The organism is Trinickia dinghuensis, assembly GCF_003367175.1.
GTDB lineage: Bacteria > Pseudomonadota > Gammaproteobacteria > Burkholderiales > Burkholderiaceae > Trinickia > Trinickia dinghuensis.
In genome coordinates this window covers 48051-65594 of the sequence record NZ_QRGA01000010.1, presented here as the reverse complement: position 1 = coordinate 65594, position 17544 = coordinate 48051, and the positions used below count along the sequence as shown (strand labels likewise).

General features: G+C 59.0%; 12 protein-coding genes and 2 pseudogenes. 9 read left to right on the top strand and 5 right to left on the bottom strand.

Annotated elements, in window-relative coordinates; all coding sequences use genetic code 11:
• Positions 1 to 6: 6 nt before the first annotated feature.
• Both glcE and glcD read right to left on the bottom strand, forming a co-directional pair.
• The gene (gene glcE, locus DWV00_RS18435; RefSeq protein WP_115535045.1) at positions 7 to 1098 is read right to left on the bottom strand and encodes a glycolate oxidase subunit GlcE; all 1092 of its coding nucleotides are present in this window, start codon (positions 1096 to 1098) and stop codon (positions 7 to 9) included.
• Positions 1098 to 2594, bottom strand: a complete 1497-nt coding sequence (gene glcD / locus DWV00_RS18430) for a glycolate oxidase subunit GlcD (RefSeq protein ID WP_115535044.1) — start codon at positions 2592 to 2594, stop codon at positions 1098 to 1100. The genes glcE and glcD overlap by 1 nt, the downstream gene beginning before the upstream one ends.
• A 306-nt stretch (positions 2595 to 2900) precedes the next feature.
• Here glcD and DWV00_RS18425 point away from each other — a divergent pair.
• Together DWV00_RS18425 and DWV00_RS18420 are read left to right on the top strand one after the other, a co-directional pair.
• Positions 2901 to 3430, top strand: a pseudogene (locus DWV00_RS18425) (GntR family transcriptional regulator).
• A gap of 205 nt (positions 3431 to 3635) precedes the next feature.
• Positions 3636 to 4889: an MFS transporter gene (locus tag DWV00_RS18420; RefSeq protein WP_220274716.1), complete on the top strand. Its 1254-nt coding sequence runs from the start codon at positions 3636 to 3638 to the stop codon at positions 4887 to 4889.
• A 322-nt stretch (positions 4890 to 5211) separates the two neighbouring features.
• Here the strand turns inward: DWV00_RS18420 and DWV00_RS18415 are convergent, their stop codons facing one another.
• Entirely contained in the window at positions 5212 to 5397 is a 186-nt protein-coding gene (locus tag DWV00_RS18415; protein ID WP_245964928.1) for a LuxR C-terminal-related transcriptional regulator, read from the bottom strand.
• 112 nt (positions 5398 to 5509) lie between these two features.
• Here DWV00_RS18415 and DWV00_RS18410 point away from each other — a divergent pair.
• Positions 5510 to 6146, top strand: a pseudogene (locus tag DWV00_RS18410) (electron transfer flavoprotein subunit alpha/FixB family protein); the annotation flags it as partial.
• A 62-nt stretch (positions 6147 to 6208) separates the two neighbouring features.
• Here DWV00_RS18410 and DWV00_RS18405 read toward each other — a convergent pair.
• Positions 6209 to 7174 (bottom strand): LysR substrate-binding domain-containing protein, encoded by a 966-nt coding sequence (locus DWV00_RS18405; RefSeq protein WP_115535268.1) that lies wholly within the window; start codon positions 7172 to 7174, stop codon positions 6209 to 6211.
• A gap of 304 nt (positions 7175 to 7478) precedes the next feature.
• Here DWV00_RS18405 and DWV00_RS18400 point away from each other — a divergent pair, with 304 nt between their 5' ends.
• The 6 genes from DWV00_RS18400 to DWV00_RS18375 all read left to right on the top strand — a co-directional run bounded on the left by DWV00_RS18400 (position 7479) and on the right by DWV00_RS18375 (position 16422).
• The gene (locus DWV00_RS18400; protein ID WP_220274715.1) at positions 7479 to 8870 is read left to right on the top strand and encodes an MFS transporter; all 1392 of its coding nucleotides are present in this window, start codon (positions 7479 to 7481) and stop codon (positions 8868 to 8870) included.
• A gap of 79 nt (positions 8871 to 8949) precedes the next feature.
• Positions 8950 to 10416: a sulfatase-like hydrolase/transferase gene (locus tag DWV00_RS18395; RefSeq protein ID WP_115535043.1), complete on the top strand. Its 1467-nt coding sequence runs from the start codon at positions 8950 to 8952 to the stop codon at positions 10414 to 10416.
• A gap of 80 nt (positions 10417 to 10496) precedes the next feature.
• On the top strand, positions 10497 to 11462 hold the full coding sequence (locus DWV00_RS18390; protein ID WP_220274714.1) for a formylglycine-generating enzyme family protein: 966 nt from the start codon (positions 10497 to 10499) through the stop codon (positions 11460 to 11462).
• An 891-nt stretch (positions 11463 to 12353) separates the two neighbouring features.
• Positions 12354 to 13220, top strand: coding sequence for a PA4780 family RIO1-like protein kinase (locus tag DWV00_RS18385; RefSeq protein WP_115535042.1), 867 nt, complete (start codon positions 12354 to 12356; stop codon positions 13218 to 13220).
• A gap of 154 nt (positions 13221 to 13374) precedes the next feature.
• Entirely contained in the window at positions 13375 to 15054 is a 1680-nt protein-coding gene (locus DWV00_RS18380) for an ABC-F family ATP-binding cassette domain-containing protein (protein WP_115535041.1), read from the top strand.
• Positions 15055 to 15393: 339 nt separating this feature from the next.
• Positions 15394 to 16422: an SGNH/GDSL hydrolase family protein gene (locus tag DWV00_RS18375; protein ID WP_115535040.1), complete on the top strand. Its 1029-nt coding sequence runs from the start codon at positions 15394 to 15396 to the stop codon at positions 16420 to 16422.
• A 49-nt stretch (positions 16423 to 16471) separates the two neighbouring features.
• Here DWV00_RS18375 and DWV00_RS18370 read toward each other — a convergent pair whose 3' ends face one another.
• Positions 16472 to 17491, bottom strand: a complete 1020-nt coding sequence (locus DWV00_RS18370) for an alpha/beta fold hydrolase (protein ID WP_115535039.1) — start codon at positions 17489 to 17491, stop codon at positions 16472 to 16474.
• Positions 17492 to 17544 lie beyond the last annotated feature (53 nt).

Below are 17544 nucleotides of genomic sequence, written 5' to 3'. Positions count from 1 at the left end.
CTCCCGTTAGATTTCGGCGTAGAGACGGCCGGGGTTGAAAATGCCATGCGGGTCCAATCTGCACTTGAGTTCGCGATGCAAGCGCGCCAATGGCGCGGCAAGCGGCGCGAATGGGCTTTCGGCATCTGGCAGGTCTGGCGTGGCGCGCCGTGAGAATCGGGTCGCATGCCCCCCCGCCGCCTGAGCAACGGCGCGAACTTCAGTGGAGGCTGCAGCAGTCTTGAGCCATCGCTGCGCGCCACCCCAGTCCAGCAAGACATCCCCGGGCAGGGACATAAGCGGCGCGGCGGAGGGCAACGAAACGCGCCAGAGCGGTCGGAGGTTGTCGAAGAATGGCAATTTCTGCTCGCGAAGGCGCGTCCAGAACTGCATGTCGAGTTCTTCACCGCCGATTCGGTCCACGGCCGAGGCAACTGAGCCTTCCCCGCCTTCGAGCCGAACATGCAGTTGCCCGTCTGCATAGCACGCTCCAGTGACGGGCAACGCTCCTCGTCGCCACGCGGACAACTCCGTCATTGCTTCCGTCGCTTCGATTTCGAGCACCAGACTTCGTCGGGCTCGCGATTTGGGGAGCACCTTCATGGACACCTCGGTGATGACACCGAGACTGCCGAAACTGCCTGCAGCAAGACGCGACATGTCGTAGCCCGCGACGTTCTTCATGACCTCTCCGCCGAAACGGAGATGCTTGGCCTCACCCGTGATAAGGCGCACGCCCAGAACGAAATCGCGTACCGACCCAGCCCACGGCCGACGCGGTCCGGACAGTCCCGCTGCCACGGCGCCTCCGAGCGTTGCCTTGCCATCGAATTCGGGTGGCTCGCATGGAAGCATTTGTCCGGCTGCATCCAATGCCGACGTCAGTTCGGCGACGGGTGTTCCAGCTCGCGCCGTAATGATCAATTCTGTTGGTTCGTACTGGACGATGCCGCTGTGGCTTCTAACATCTAGTTCGACAGCCTCGGCTGACGTCTGCCGCCCGAGAAACGATTTGGTGTTCCCGCCGCGGATACGCAACGGGATGTGCGTCGATATTGCGCGCGCGACTTCGTCGACGAGGCGGCTGCTGTCGTCCATGGGAATCATGTTGTTCGACATCAAAAGCGCTCCAGTTCCGGGAACGGCAGAGCGCCGTGGTGGACGTGCATCGAACCGAACTCCGCGCAGCGATGCAGCGTCGGAATATTCTTTCCAGGGTTCAACAGACCCTTCGGGTCGAACGCTGCTTTCAGGGCATGGAACAGAGTCAACTCGTCAGAGTTGAATTGAGCACACATCTGATTGATTTTTTCGCGCCCAACTCCGTGTTCGCCAGTGATGCTCCCCCCGACTTTCACGCACAATTCGAGGATGGCGCCGCCGAGTGCTTCCGCGCGTTCAGTGTCGCCTGCGTTTGCATCGAAGAGAATCAGAGGATGAAGATTGCCGTCTCCGGCATGAAACACGTTCGCCACTCGCAAACCATATTCAACCGAGAGACGCTCGATGCCCGCAAGAACACCAGGCAATTCGCGACGCGGTATGGTGCCGTCCATGCAGTAATAGTCGGGAGAGATTCGACCAACCGCAGGGAATGCGTTCTTGCGTCCGGCCCAGAACTTCTGGCGTTCGGCTTCGTCTCGGGCAAGTCGTACATCCGTCGCACCAGCAGCACGCAGCACCGCTTCGACCTTTTCGCAGTCCTCTCGCACATCGCTTTCGGCACCATCGACTTCGCACAGAAGGATGGCCGCCGCATCGACCGGATATCCGGCATGAATGAAATCTTCAGCGGCCCGAATCGCGAGGTTGTCCATCATCTCGAGCCCGCCTGGAATAATTCCCGCGCCAATGATTTCGGCAACGGCCGCACCCGCGCGTTCGACATCATCGAAGCTTGCTAACAGGACTCGGGCACTCTGGGGTTTCGTGAGCAACTTCACCGTGACCTCAGTCACGATGCCGAGCATACCCTCCGAGCCGGTGAAAAGCGCCAGCAGGTCAAAGCCAGGCGCGTCAAGCGCTTCCGAACCCAGCGTAACGCGCTCACCTTCGATAGTCAGGATTTCGAGCTTGAGAACGTTATGCACGGTGAGGCCGTACTTCAGACAATGCACGCCACCAGCGTTCTCCGCGACATTACCGCCGATAGAGCATGCGATTTGTGACGAAGGGTCGGGCGCGTAATAAAGGCCGTGAGGGGCTGCTGCCTGCGAAATGGCGAGATTGCGAACCCCTGGCTGCACGCGTGCGATGCTGGCAATCGGGTCAATCTCGATGATTCGATTGAACCGAGCCATGACAAGCAGGATTCCCTTTTCAAGGGGAAGTGCACCGCCCGAGAGGCCAGTGCCCGCACCGCGAGCGACTACCGGAACCAGTTTTTCATTTGCATAACGAAGCACCGATTCCACTTGTTCCTCGGTCTCGGGGAGCGCGACGAGGAGCGGTGTGGTTCTGTAAGCTGACAGCCCGTCACACTCGAACGGCCGCAAATCTTCAGGTTCGTGAAGAATGGTCAAGTCGGGTGCGCGGGCTTTGAGCTGAGCCACAACCGTGGCCCTGTCATGGGTGACGAGCGGGCCATCGATCGCTTCGTTGTATTCGTAACTCATGAAGTCTCCTCGCCTTGGTCAGAGAGCCAACTTGACCCATCCGATGGCGTTGCGTGATGCATTGTTGCTGCTCATCGTGCGTCTTGTCGACAGGCTGGACCAGTGGTAATACCAGTTTATTCACGTCTATACTCGAACGGCCTTGCAAGAATCCATTTGATATGCCCATCATTGAGTATTTTTTTCCGCTGCCTCTTTTTTAATAATAACAGTGGTATTACCAGTTGATTGCGCCGTCGGATGAATATGAACTCAGGAGCAGAGAGCACGCCTCACCGCCAGCTAGCGGACGTAGTTGCTGAGTGAATCGAGCAATTGATAGTCGATGGCGTGCTCAAACCAGGCCAACCACTGCCGTCGGAGCGACGTCTGGTGGAAAAGCTCGGGGTATCGCGGACCGCTTTGCGAGAGGGGCTGAAGCATTTGCGAGCTCGGGGCATCATTGAGACATCGCATGGTCGGGGCTCTTATGTCGCGAGTCTGACGGGGCGCACCGAAACCTCCCCCCTCATGTATCTGCTTGGCTCACAACCCCGCACCCTATATGCGAGGCATCTCGTAACCCAGTGCTAGTCCACACGCTCAGTTCGCTGAACGACCTCCTTCTCAGTTCCGTGTTCGCATCGGTGAATAATCTTTACCATCGCGAAGCGCATAAACGCGGCATCGACCGGCAACATGCCCGGCTCTACAACGCGGTCATCGGTCGACTTCCAGACCAGGCCCGCAAAGCGGCCTCAGACCACATCAACGGCGTGTGCGCGGCACTGCGCGAAATCGAACAGGAAGAGCAGCGCCTGGTTCGAGCAACCCTGCGCCTTGAAGGCTGGAATTAAGGGCTTCTCCGTCACACGAGTATCGAGACATACGAACTCCGCCATTCCGGAATGGTGGGAAAGTGCTCGTAAACCCGATTGACACAACATAAGACAAAACTATAGCATGACTTCGAATGTCTTGATACAAGTAGATACAATATGGGCTACTTCGGAGACTCAGAGCATGGCATCTCGTCGGTGGAGACCCGCTGCGGCGGACCTAGTGTTGCTGCTTATCTGTCTGCTTTATCTGATTCAATATTCGGACCGCGTTAATATCGCGACTGCTGCCAGCGCAATCAGTCACGATTTACATCTATCGAATGTCGAACTGGGGTTCGCCTTCTCCGCGTTCGCCTATCCATATGCGGTTGTGCAACTTTTCGGCGGCTGGCTTGGTGACAAGGTGGGTCCACGTCGCATCCTCACCTGGTTCGGATTGACCGTAGCGCTGGCGTCGGTCCTTACAGCATTTTCAGGGGGGCTTTGGTCGTTGGCAGCGTGTCGATTCTTGCTCGGTGTAGGCGAGGCGCCTTCTCTTTCGACTGCTACGTCTGCAATGTCACGATGGCTGCCGGTCGAGCGTCGTGGCTTTGCTCAGGGAATCACTCACGCATGCTCTCGTGTCGGTAGCGCGATGACGCCACCTATCATCGCGCTTTTGATGACGCTTTGGGATTGGCGAGTTGCCTTTGTGCTCGCCGGCGTCGCAGGAATGTTGTGGGTCGCCTGTTGGTTCTGGTATTTTCGCGATGAGCCCGCTGCGCACAAGGGGGTGACGAAGGCGGAGCTCGCAACCTTGTCGGTAGCAAGAGACAAGACAGAAAAGGTGAAGGTGCCTGTCCGAAGGCTCCTTGTTCGTATGCTGCCTGTAACTGTGGTCGATTTCTGCTATGCCTGGACACTCTGGGTATTTTTAACCTGGTTGCCGTCTTTTTTCTTGCATAGCTACAACCTGAACCTGAAGAGTTCGGCTTTCTTCACTTCTGGCGTCTTCGTTGCTGGCATTTTGGGGGACACGCTAGGAGGGGTGTTCAGTGACCGTGTATTTAAGAGCCGCGGAGATTTGAAAAAGGCCCGGCGAAACGTAATTATCTGTGGTATGGCTGGAGCGCTGGTTTTCCTCATTCCCGTTCTTCTCGTCAAGGACCTCACGATCGTCGCTGGAAGTTTGTGCTGCGCGTTCTTTTGCATGGAGTTGGTCATTGCCCCTCTCTGGTCGGTGCCAATGGACATCGCGCCACGATTCGCCGGTACTGCGAGCAGCTTTATGAACATCGGCTTCGGCGTCGCTGGGGTCCTATCACCACTTACCTTTGGATTTATCATCGACAGGACCGGAAATTGGGCACTGCCTTTCCTTCTCTCGATTGCCATGTTAATCGTCGGCATCCTGTTCTCCTTCTGGATGCACCCTGAAAAGCCGCTACCGTCCGATGACGAGCAAGAATTGAAGCCGGCAACGACGATTGCGTAGTTCTACGCACCCTATCGGCTGGGCTCTGGCAGGAGGTCATTTTTCCGCGCCAGTTGAGTTTTCGAAGAGTAGGTTGAGTGTCGCAGTGAGGTGATTGAAATGCCTCACTTACGGCAACGTTCACGTTCAGGCAGTCGGATGAACGCAGGCTGTGGAGTGGGCATCAGCCGTCGGCACGAGCTAGTTGTGACTATCGACCCATCTACCTGTAACGTATATGCGGGTGCGCATTCCGCGACGAGGCGAATCTCGGCGTCGGACCCAGTATCGTTCCCGAGCATGGGATGTTCAGAAATCCGCCGGCGTCCTTCCAAATCGCGATTCAAGCAAGCAGCCGTACAATGAGATCGGATGTCGCCCGCACTTCATACTTCCTCAGCAGGCTCGCGCGATGAATATCGACCGTCCTCGGGCTGATGTTCAACTCCTTGCCGATCTCCTTGCTCGTTAGTCCATGCACGAGAAGCGCCGCGATATCGCGCTCGCGATCCGTCAACGTGCTGGCCACATCCGTCTGCGTTGCGCTACGCTCGAACGTCTCCTCCGCCCCTTACAGCGGTCGTTATCGATCGTCGGTCGGCTGACGAACGGTGGCTAGTTCGATCAACTTCAAGCGCCTGGCCACGTCGAGCGGTAAGAATATCGCGCCTCGCGTGGCAGCGCGGCTCAACGTGGGGCAGATCAGCGATGGTCCGGGGCCGATCGGCGGATACCTTCGAGCGGCACATCTATGCAGGCAACGCGATTGCCATCGTGCGGAGTCTCGATCAGAAGAGGGTCATCACGGTGAGAACAACAGGGTTCGATCCTGCACCCACTACGGGCGGAACGGCGCCGGTCGAAACGATCGATGCCGTGAGCGATAGCGGGAAAGGCAGGTTCGAACGCAACCAGATAGCAATGCAAGACTGCCCGGAACTCGCGGATGCGAAAATTGTTGTGTCCGGCGGACGCGCACTCGGCTCGGCCGAACAGTTCCGCCACATCGTCACGCCGCTTACGGATAAGCTGCGCGCCGCCACTGGCGCCAGTCGAACGATCTGCAAGTGGGGCAGACTGGCAAGGTCGGTCGCATCGCAGCTGTAAATCGCGGCGGGCATATCCGCTGCGATCCAGCATCTCGCCGGGATGCAAGACTCGAAGGTCATCGTCGCGATCAATACCGACCCTGAAGCGCCGATCTTCAGCGTCGCTGATTACGGAATCGAGGCCGATCTGTTCAAGGTCATTCCGGAGCTGTGCGTATCGCTTGGTTAGCGCCGGCTTGCGAGTCTGTCAACGACAAACGAGCCCCGCTGGGCGTCGAAAAGGCAACAACCTTAGGGCACGGCATGGCGTGCCCGAGCCTCGACATGCTCAACGCGAGTCAACGAATCGAAGATTGGACTAGCTTTATTTAGTTCGACATGCATAGCATCGATAAGCCAATCTGAAACTTCCTGTGCTCGTCTGGACGGGTTCTGCGTCCTGAATTCGATGACGAAGTCGAGTCCCGTCGCGACATAATGACTGCTCGCCGGAACGATCTGTTCGGTATTCAACACCGACGTGATCGCGAGCAGTTTCCCCAACGCCACGCCTTGCCCAAGCATCGCAGCTTGAACCGCGAGGCCTGGATCCGTATGTTGGACCGCTCGGTAATGGGCTGGATAGGTGCGCCCGATTCCTTCGTAGAAATCGGCCCAGGTGTACGTCGTAGGGTCAACATGGAGGAGGGTGTGATGGTTCGTTTTGGACGGGGAATCGATTGGCCCGAACTCCGCGAGGTACGCGGGGCTGCACACAGGCAGGATGATCTCAGGGCAAAGACATTTCAGGAATCTGTCCGACGCCCTATCCCTTAGCCGAACACCCAAGTCAGCCCCCTCCAACGGGCCATATTGGCGTGCAGACGTCACTTCGAGGCGAAGGTTGACTGTAGGAAAAGCTTCCAGGAACTCGGAGAACCGTGGTATCAGCCACAGAGAGGCGAAACCGCTGTAGAGCGACAGGGTGATCACTTCCTTCCCGGCCTGTTGCCTTTTCAACTCTTCAATTGCGGCAGTGATCTGTCCGAATCCCGAGCTCACAGCACGAAGAAGGAATGCGCCCTGATCCGTCAGAGCGAGACCGGCCTTTCCTCGTGCGAACAGCTTGATCTCGAGCGAGTCCTCAAGCCTCGACACCATTCTGCTCACGGCGACCGGCGTGACGTTCAGCTCACCCGCCGCTCGAGTGAAATTCAATGCGCGAGCACAGGTTTCGAAGACGAAAAGTGCCTGAAGCGATGGGAGCCGAACGCTCATACCAAACACCATGTATGGGTCCGGGTTGCAGATGTAAATTGACCCGGGAAATTGGAATGCCTACGTTTACAGGCATGGTAAGTCTTCGCAGCGGGATTTCCAAGGTTAACATGAAGTAAGGATCAACCCTAGGTTAACGATGCAGCGCCCGGTCGTGTTGTTGCGCCTCTCGACTCGATTAGTCGGGCATGCGTCGATCCGATTCGAACGAAAGAGGTCGTCGTTGAGACATCGCGAAACGGGCCCACGCTGATCAGTCAGGGGAGTTATTCGAGCACGCGGTAACTCAAGGAGAGAGAACGAGATGTCAAGTGCAACGCTGATGGAAGACCTACCACTTCAGAGATTTCACCTGCGTGTGGTGCTCGCGGGTTCGGGTGGGCAGTTCAATGATGGCTTTATTCTAGGGATCGTCGGCATCGCTTTGAGCGTTGCGGCGACTCCTCTGCATCTGGACGCGACCTGGATTGGCTTGATCGGAGCGGCGTCGCTTGCTGGTCTGTTTCTGGGCAGTTTTTTCGTGGGACCTTTGGCCGATCGATTCGGCCGAAGGAGCATCTTCGCCTACGACATGATCATATTCGCCCTCCTGTCGGCGGGTCAGTATTTCGTCACTTCACCGCTGCAACTGTTGATCTTCCGCGTATTGCTCGGTCTCGTATTGGGTGCAGACTACGCCGTCGCAAAGTCGCTCGTGATCGAGTACCTTCCGAGACGGTCTCGAGGCCGCCTTGTCAGCTTTCTCGCCGTGGCGTGGGGCATCGGGTATGTCGCCGCCTATTTCGTAGGTTACGCCATCAAGGAAATTGATCCCCACTCGTGGCGAATGATGCTGGCAATCAGTGGCGTGCCTGCTCTCTTGATCATTCCGGCTCGTCTGAGCATCCCGGAGTCTCCGCTTTGGCTGATTAAAAAGGACCGCGTCAGCGACGCCTTGCGTATCGTGCAGCGAACGTTCGGATCACATGTGACGCTCGATATGCGGCGTTCGGACGGAACCGGGAAGAGAAGTGCTAACTGGTCGGCGCTGTTCACCAGGAAAATGCGGCGCAACACGCTGGTCGGGTGTGTATTTTTCACCTGCCAGGTCATCCCTTACTTCGCACTTGGCACATTCTCTCCGAGGGTTCTCCAAGCCCTGCACGTCGAGAACAGTTTAGTCGGGGCGATGGTCTACAACGCACTTCTGATTCTCGGCCTCTTCATGGGCTTGGCGCTCATCGACCGGGTTCCGCGGCGTTCATTTCTTATCTGGACCTTCTACGGCGGCGCTGTCCTGCTTGCCTTGCTTGCAAGCACAAGCATTAGCCCCATGGTGACGATCGTTTTGTTTGGCCTGTTTGCATGCGTGCTCTCGGGTTCAACCAATGCGGAACCGCTCTACACCGCTGAACTTTTCCCAACCGAGCTCCGCGCCACTGGAACCGGCTTCGTCATCGCTTGCAGCCGGCTCGGATCAGCGATTGCAACCTTTCTCTTGCCGCTCGCCGTTCAACGCTTCGGCATCGAGACATCGCTGCTGGTCTGCGTCGGGACGTTAGTGTTTGGTGGCGTGTTTTGCCACGTGTTTGCGCCCGAGACACGAGACGTAAAGCTTGGCGAGCTCGGTTCGTCAATCGGCCCTGGCGAAGAGAGGCTGTCGCCGTCTGCGCGCATGGCCGGCTCGATCGACCGAGCAGACCGCACGCTCCGTTGAAGGAGTCTTCCCCAAGGGACCGACAGCGCGGATGACGCTTGTGTCATCTACCTGAACGTAATTTTCTGAAGGAGAAAGAATGAGTAAGCCCAACGTCCTGATGATCACTGTGGATCATTGGCCCGGCAAGTTGCTTGGCATCGCAGGTCATCCGGTCGTCCAGACGCCCACGCTGGATGATCTTGCCAGAGCCGGTGTTCGCTTCCCAAATGCTACGACCGAATGTCCGATCTGCATTCCTGCCCGGCGTAGTCTCATGCTGGGTACGTCGCCGCGCGGCCATGGTGATCGGGTGTATAACGAGCGGTCGCCAATGCCAACGGGAACGCTCGCGGAAACCTTCAGCGCCGCGGGCTACCAGACCTTCGCTGTAGGCAAGCTTCACGTCTTCCCGCAACGTAATCGCATCGGTTTCGACGACGTGCTTCTCGACGAGGAGGGACGGGCGCAATACGGTGTGACGGACGACTATGAATTGTTCCTGGGCGATCAGGGATACGTCGGTCAGCAGTTCGACCACGGCATGTGTACGGACGGGTATGTGCACCGGCCGTGGCACCTTCCGGAGCGCCTCCACGTGACGAACTGGGCAACTCAAGGAATGATCCGGCAGATCAAGCGTCGCGATCCGACTCGCCCCAACTTCTGGTACCTGTCCTATCGCCATCCGCACCCACCGCTGGTCCCGCTTCAGTGCTATCTCGACATGTACCGCGACGTAGAGATGGACCCGCCATTCGCGGGGGACTGGTACGACGAGGAGCTTCCCTGGATGGTAGCTTCGAAGCGCAAGCGCAACGAAAAACATAGTGCGATGCAGATTGCCAACATTCGGCGCGCCTTCTATGCGCTCTGTACCCACATCGACCATCAACTGCGATGTGTCATTGGAACGCTTAGGGAAGAAAGACTGCTCGATGACACGATCATCCTGTTCACGGCGGACCACGGGGACACACTGGGTGACCACGGTTTATGGGCGAAGGCATCCTTCTACGAAGGATCCTGTAACGTGCCCATGATCCTCGTGCCGACTCGAGGCGACACCTCGATCGGCGCTGGCGTTGCAGACGATCGTCTCGTAACCCTTTCAGATGTGATGCCGACCCTGCTGGGAATGACGGGGATCCCCGTACCTTCGACCTGCAATGGTTTGTCGATGGTCGAGGAGGCTCGCCGGTCGACCCTGTATGCGGAGTATGGGACCGATGACACCGCGTCGAGGATGATTCGCAACGAGCGATACAAGCTCATTTACTATCCGGTCGGCAATACCTTCCAGTTATTCGATCTCAAGAAAGATCCGAAGGAGTTGCAGAATCTGGCGCATAGCGCCGAGCACGAAGATATCCGTGCGGAACTCACAGCGAGACTATCGTCTGAGTTGTATGGAGACGATGTCGAATGGTTGAGGGACGGAAAGTTCGTCGGATTCCCAAATCGTCCGGCAAATCCGAGAATCAATCGAGATCTTTCTAGCCAGCGTGGACATCACTGGCCACCGCAGCCGGCTTCGGATCTCACACAAGCCCTCTACTCAGTGTGAGTCCTTTTCGGCAGGTTGGCAGGCCTTCCCGTACTACGGCGGGAAGGCGCACGTAGCTGGCTTCATCCAACGAATGTGGCTTGGAAACCTTGCAAAACGAATCGAAGCAGAGAAGTTGTTGCGCTCGGGAACGACGCTCCGCGAACCCTCCTTCAACGGTCGGTTCGATCTCTCCTGCCGGCACACATGTCGATCCCAAGTACGAGCGCGAAGCAGTTACTTTATGTGGTGGACCGTCTTTTGTCGGAACGCATTCACCCATCATCGGAAACGACGGAGAGGGTCCTGCACGCAAAGTTAAGCTGCGGCCATTTTCGCTTGAACGATACGCGGTAAGTGGCGCACGATTCCGTGAATTCGTCCGGGCTACGGGTTACGTGACCGAGGCGGAGAAATTCGGATGGAGCTTTGTATTCCACCTCTTGCTTGAAAACCCCGAACGGTATGAGATGCCAGCTGGGACGCCGTGGTGGCGGAAGGTCGACGGTGCTTGCTGGGCGAATCCTGAAGGCCCCGGATCGACCTTCGAGGAGCGCGAAAACCATCCGGCTGTACATATTTCCTGGGCAGACGCGTGTGAGTATGCGGCTTGGGCTGGCGGGCGTCTCCCGACTGAGGCCGAATGGGAGTTCGCTGCGCGCGGTGGGTTGCTGGATCCACGTTTTCCGTGGGGTGACGATGAGCCTACGGATGAGCTCATCCACTGCAATATCTGGCAAGGGATCTTCCCGCACGAGAACACGGCCGCTGATGGCTATCTTGCAACTGCTCCGGTCAATAGTTTCAACCCGAACGGATACGGGTTGTTCAATATGGCGGGGAATGTGTGGGAGTGGTGCGCGGACATGTACCGGATACATTCGATCTCCAAGAGCGCGCGCATCAGAAACAAGCGCGCGTTGCGAGAGAATGAGCGAGTCATCAAAGGAGGCTCATACCTTTGTCACAAGAGCTACTGCTATCGTTATCGGATCGCTGCTCGCTTGGGAATGCCGTCGGATAGCGCAGCAGGTCATACAGGGTTTCGCGTGGCATACGACTACTAAGTTGGCCAACATCGTACGCATGTCATTGGAGTGTCGCCTTCGATAGCGGCAAGGATACAGCTTTCAGAAAAACGCCCGATCCTACAGAGGAGTACGCGAGCAAGTCCATCTAAAAGACGCATTTAAATTTGGCAAGGCTTTTGGTATCGCTCTCGTGTATCCGTGCGAGACGCGCGTCTGTCGGTAGTCGGTCTTTGATGTTCGCTCAACTTCCTCTTTGGACACTCGATAAGCTGCTCCACTTCGCAAACGGTCATTCGTTCGTCGAACTCTGGTGACGCTCCGATCGTCTTTTCTGGCCTTCTCAGTTGAAGCGTCCGTACTTCTTGTCGATTTGAAGAATGGACGCCTCCGCGGTACTACTGCTTAACGCTGCTGATATATCTGCTCGACCGGAAAGCGGAGGTTTTCGCCATCTCTTTGACGACCTGTCCACGGTTGCCGACCCGAATCAGTTCGTGCATCGACGCAGGAAGTCGGTCAAGCTCGCTCTCGGGATAGCAAAGATAATACGACCGCGTGATCTCGGCATAAGGTCGCCCATGACCGTCGCTGCGGCCGGGACGAGTGATCGGCTGCTCAACTCTGGTAACCGGACGTCCCGGTTGAGAGATGGTGGACGGCGGGTTTGGGGCGGGTTCCGCCCGTCGTGCCAAGGAGCGAGCGAACTGGAGTTCGGGCGCAACGCATCGATGCCGTCGTCGGTAGACTTGCGTCGGCACGTCCTCCCTTATAATCCGGCATGCCTCTACCCGTCCCCCACGCACTAAGCCCGCGCCCACGAGCACCGGCTGCGCGATTCATCGGCTTGTTGGTCCCGCATACCCCTGCGGGCGATTCATCATCCAAGACTGTGGAATGCATGTTCCACAGGCTGCAGCCGGCGATCGTATGAAAATACCCAAGCGACTTGCGCCGCTTCTCGAAGAAGGACTCATTGACGAAGTCATCGGCCAGTTGATGAGCGGCAAAGAGGCGACGGTCTACGTCGTGCGCAGTGGCGAATCGACGCGTTGCGCAAAGGTCTACAAGGACGCGAAGCAGCGCAGTTTTCGGCAAGCCGCGTCGTATCGGGACGGTCGCAAAGTCAAGAACAGCCGACAGGCGCGAGCAATGGAAAAAGGTACGCGCTACGGCCGTCAGATGCAGGAGGCGTCATGGCAGAACGCCGAAGTCGATGCGTTGTTCCGGCTCGCCCACGCAGGTGTGCGCGTGCCCCAGCCCTATATTTGTACTGATGGCGTATTGCTGATGGAACTGGTGATCGACGAGGCGGGTGACGTCGCGCCACGGCTCAACGACGTCGATCTGACCGAAACCCGCGCCCTCGAACTGCACACGCTCCTGCTGAACCAGGTTGTCCGCATGCTTTGCGCAGGGATGATTCACGGCGACCTCTCGGAATACAACATCCTGCTGGCAGCGGATGGGCCAGTGATCATTGATCTGCCACAGGCCGTTGACGCAGCCTGCAACAACGAAGCCGCCTCGATTCTCAAGCGAGACGTCGACAACCTCGCCGCGTACTTCGGACGGTTTGCACCGCAAATACTCACCGCGAGTTATGGCATGGAGATCTGGGCGCTCTTCGAAGCAGGGCGGCTGCATGTGGATGCCGAATTGACCGGCCGCGTCGAAATCGACACAGGACCTGTGGACCTCGAAGGCGTCCTGCAGGAACTCGAAGAGACACGTCTTGAGGAAGACGCGCGAGTGCGGCGACAGCAGGAACTGAGCGCCGCCCACGCAGCCCGGTAACCGTGCTCGATGTCCGGCAACCGGGCCAGTGCGACGACGATGGCTGGCGCGGCAGCGGCAATTGCGGGTCGAAACTGAACAGGAGGGCCGCTCCCGGTTGGCTGGCCGCTACGCCGGTCGGCTATCATGCCTATCCTCTCCGAAGTAGCTCCTTATGATTTCTGTCCGTAATGTCACCCTGCGCCGCGGCGTCAATGTCGTACTCGACCGCGCGTCCGTCACCTTCACCCCCGGCGAAAAGATTGGCCTTGTCGGCCGCAATGGTGCCGGCAAGTCATCCTTCTTCGGCCTTCTCAACGGCACGCTGCACGAAGACGGCGGCGAGTTCTCGATTCCCGCCGGATGGAAGATGGGCCAGGTCGCGCAAGAGATGCCGGAGACCGAGCAGAGTGCGACCGATTTCGTCATCGATGGTGATGCCGTGCTGCTGGCCGCGCAGGCCGAAGTAGCCGCCGCCGAGGCCAGCGACGATGGCATGCGCATGGCGCACGCCTACATGGCCCTGCACGACGCCGGTGCACATGATGCTCCCGCACGTGCCCAAGCGCTGATCCTGGGCCTTGGCTTCAGTGCGGCGCAGCTTAGCCAGCCCGTCAACAGTTTCTCCGGCGGCTGGCGCATGCGGCTGCAACTGGCGCGCGCGCTCATGTGTCCGTCCGACTTGCTGTTGCTCGACGAGCCGACCAATCACCTGGACCTCGACGCGCTGGTCTGGCTGGAAGCGTGGCTCAAGCGCTATCAAGGCACCTTGGTCGTGATCAGTCACGATCGCGAATTTCTCGACGCGGTGACGCAAGTGACGGTGCACGTCGACAACGCCAAGCTCGTGCGTTACGGCGGCAACTACAGCAAGTTCGAAGACATGCGCGCCGAGCAGCTCGTGTTGCAGCAGGCCGCGATGGCCAAGCAAGCGGACAAGATCGCCCACCTGCAGAAATTCATCGACCGTTTCAAGGCCAAAGCCTCGAAGGCGAAGCAGGCGCAGAGCCGGGTCAAGGCGCTCGAACGCATGGAGAAGATCGCGCCAGTGCTTGCCGACGCGGAGTTCAACTTCGAGTTCAAGGAGCCGCTCAACGTCCCGAACCCGCTGTTGTCGATGCTGGATACGAGCTTCGGCTATCCGGCGCCGGCCGGTGCACTGCCGGGCACGCCGCCCACGGTCATCGTTCGGGGCATCAACCGATCCGTGCTGGCCGGACAGCGCATCGGCATCCTCGGTGCCAACGGCCAAGGCAAGTCCACGCTGGTGAAGACCGTGGCGCACGCGCTGGCGCCGATTGCGGGCGAAATCAGCGAAGGCAAAGGCCTGAACATCGGCTACTTCGCCCAGCAGGAACTCGACGTGCTGCGTCCTCTTGATTCGCCGATGGAACACATGATCCGCCTTGCCAAGGACACGCCGGTGCACATGCGCGCCCCGGGCCAGAGCGGCACCGAGCAATCGCTTCGCACCTTCCTCGGCACCTTCAACTTCAGTGGAGACACGGTCCATCAGGCGGTTAGCACGATGAGCGGCGGCGAAAAGGCGCGGCTCGTGTTGTGCATGATCGTGTGGCAGCGCCCCAACTTGCTGCTGCTGGATGAGCCAACCAACCACCTCGACTTGGCCACACGCGAAGCGCTAGGCATGGCACTCAACGAATTCGAAGGCACCGTGATGCTGGTCAGTCACGATCGGTCCCTGCTGCGCGCGGTATGCGACGAGTTCTGGCTCGTCACCAAGGGTGGCGTCGAGCCCTTCGACGGCGATCTGGACGATTACCAGCAGTTCCTGCGCGACGAAGCCCGTCGCATGCGCGAGCAGGCTGCCGGAGAGCAGAAGGTCATCGCCTGAGTTAACGCTTTGGCAGTTCCAGATTGGAAGCTGCCAGTGCAACTCGTATCAGCGAAAGCGGAACGGGTCATCTATATAGGGGCGACTACGGAAGTTCGCCCGGGCCCGGCTACAGCGGCTTGCTGCGCCGACCTCGCACGCTAAGTTTGCATGACCGAATCGACGCGGAGGATCAGCATCCCGGCGTGGCACCGTTTGTGCTCGCTATCACGGCGCGACGCCATGCTTTTGGCGTCGCATCCTCATTGAAGAGGGGCGCCACGGCGCGCTCAGTTCTGCGTGGCCGTGGCGCCTTTCAGCATGAGTCCAATCGATCGGTAGCCGAGCGGGAGGCATGCTATGCGAACCAGTTCCAGGGTGTCCGCGGCGATCTTTGCGGCAGCGATGTCGCTACTGGCCGCATGCGGGAGCGGATCGAGCGTGAGCATCGGAAGTGGTGCCGGAAGCGGCACGACCGCGCCCACGGGCGGTGTTCATCTGCAAATTGTTTCGTTCGGCGATAGCCTGTCCGACGTCGGGACCTATGCCCCGATTGCAAGCGTGGTAGGCGGGGGCCGCTTCACCACGAATCCGGGCCAAGTGTGGTCTCAGGATGTCGCGCAGTATTACGGCGACACGCTCACCGCCGCGTACACGATCGACATCGCTCATGAATTGAAGGCGCAGAGCGGCCTCGGCTATGCGGAGGGCGGGGCAACGGTGGCGACGTCGGCGAACCTCTACAGCTTTCTGACCGATGTCATCGGCAATGTCGAAATGCCGGTCACTCAGCAAGTGTCGAGCTATTTGTCGGCGCATGGCAGTTTCAATTCGAATCAGCTGGTGCTGGTCTGGGCCGGCGCGAACGACGTGCTGCGCGCCGGGGCGCTCCCTGCTGCCGCGACGACGGTGCAAACGGCCGCAACCACACTGGCGCAAGTCGTGGGACAGATCGTCCAAAACGGCGCCGCGCATGTTGTCGTGGTCAATGTGCCGAATGTCGGATTGTCCCCGAAGGGCCTCTCCCAGACCGATGGCGGCGCCAATCTGACCCAGTTATCGCAAATGTTCAACGATAGCTTGAACGCAGCCTTGCAGGCCGACGGCCTGCAAGGCAAGGTCATTCAGGTCGACTCGTATACCTGGATCAATCAGATGATCGCGAATTATCAAGCGAACGGTTTTACCGTGTCCAATACGAGTGTTGCCTGCGATCCCTCCAAAACCCCCGATCAGACCTCGCTGCTGTGCTCGCCCGCGACTTACGTGGCATCCAATGCCGACCAGACATACATGTTTGCCGACGACCTACATCCGACCACGCATCTGCACGCGTTGTTCGCGCAGTACGTGGAGCAGCAAATCGCGGCGAGCGGGCTGGGGCATTGACCTCATGACGGCTGGAGAGACGTAGCGCTCTCCTTGCCGTCATCGCCCGTCAAAGGCGGCCGGCGTCGATCACCGCTTGAGTGAACGCCTGCGGCGCCTCTTCCGGCAGGTTATGGCCGATGCCGCCGGTAATCAGCCGGAACTGGTACTTGCCCGTGAAGCGCTTGGCATAGGCTTCCGGCTGCGGATGCGGGGCGCCGTTGGCGTCGCCTTCCAGGGCGATCGTCGGCACGGTGATGGCGGGGAACGTCGCCAGCCGCTTTTCGAGGGGCGCGTATTTCGCTTCGCCCTTGGCGAGGTCCAGCCGCCAGCGATAGTTGTGAACCGTAATCGCCACCTGATCCGGATTGTCGAGGGCGGCGGCGCTGCGTTCGAACGTGGCATCGTCGAACTTCCATTTCGGCGAAGCCAATTGCCAGATCAGCTTGGCGAAATCGTCGCGGTATTTCTCGTACCCGACGCGGCCGCGGTCGGTGGCGAAGTAATACTGGTACCACCACTGCAGCTCGGCTTGGGGCGGCAGCGGTTTCGTGCCGGATTCCTGGCTGCCGATGAGGTAGCCGCTCACCGTCACCAGCGCTTTCACCCGCTGCGGCCACAGCGTGGCGACGATGTCGGCCGTGCGTGCGCCCCAGTCGAAGCCGCCCAGTTCGGCCTGCTTGATGTTAAGCGCGTCCATGAAGTCGATGAGATCCTGCGCCAATGCCGCGGGCTCTCCGTTGCGCACCGTGCTGGCGGATAGAAAGCGCGTCTCCCCGTAGCCGCGTGCATACGGGACGAGCACCCGATACCCCTTCGCCGCCAGCGCCGGTGCGACCTGCTCGTAGCTGTGGATGTCGTAGGGCCATCCGTGCAGAAGAATCACCACCGGCCCATCGGCAGGCCCCATCTCGGCATAAGCGACGTCCAGCACGCCGGCGCGGACGTGCTTCAAGGGGCCCCAAGGGTCTTGCGATGCAGCCTGCGCCGTGGGCGATTGAGCCGGCTGGTCTTCGGCATGTGCAACCGGGGCGAGCCAGGCGAGGCTCAGGGCAAAGGCTCCGGCAAGTGCGGCGGACGTGCGCTTCATGGTGTGCTCCTGGATGTGTGTGCGGTGATTGGCGCGGAAACGTAAAGGGCTTA

Excerpts from the sequence above, each read along its gene's own strand:
- DWV00_RS18375 (WP_115535040.1), top strand. The coding sequence starts at position 15,394 with ATGCGAACCAGTTCCAGGGTGTCCGCGGCGATCTTTGCGGCAGCGATG.
- DWV00_RS18400 (WP_220274715.1), top strand. The coding sequence starts at position 7,479 with ATGTCAAGTGCAACGCTGATGGAAGACCTACCACTTCAGAGATTTCAC.
- glcD (WP_115535044.1), bottom strand. The coding sequence starts at position 2,594 with ATGAGTTACGAATACAACGAAGCGATCGATGGCCCGCTCGTCACCCAT.
- glcE (WP_115535045.1), bottom strand. The coding sequence starts at position 1,098 with ATGTCGAACAACATGATTCCCATGGACGACAGCAGCCGCCTCGTCGAC.
- DWV00_RS18370 (WP_115535039.1), bottom strand. The coding sequence starts at position 17,491 with ATGAAGCGCACGTCCGCCGCACTTGCCGGAGCCTTTGCCCTGAGCCTC.
- DWV00_RS18395 (WP_115535043.1), top strand. The coding sequence starts at position 8,950 with ATGAGTAAGCCCAACGTCCTGATGATCACTGTGGATCATTGGCCCGGC.
- DWV00_RS18405 (WP_115535268.1), bottom strand. The coding sequence starts at position 7,174 with ATGAGCGTTCGGCTCCCATCGCTTCAGGCACTTTTCGTCTTCGAAACC.
- DWV00_RS18380 (WP_115535041.1), top strand. The coding sequence starts at position 13,375 with ATGATTTCTGTCCGTAATGTCACCCTGCGCCGCGGCGTCAATGTCGTA.
- DWV00_RS18385 (WP_115535042.1), top strand. The coding sequence starts at position 12,354 with ATGAAAATACCCAAGCGACTTGCGCCGCTTCTCGAAGAAGGACTCATT.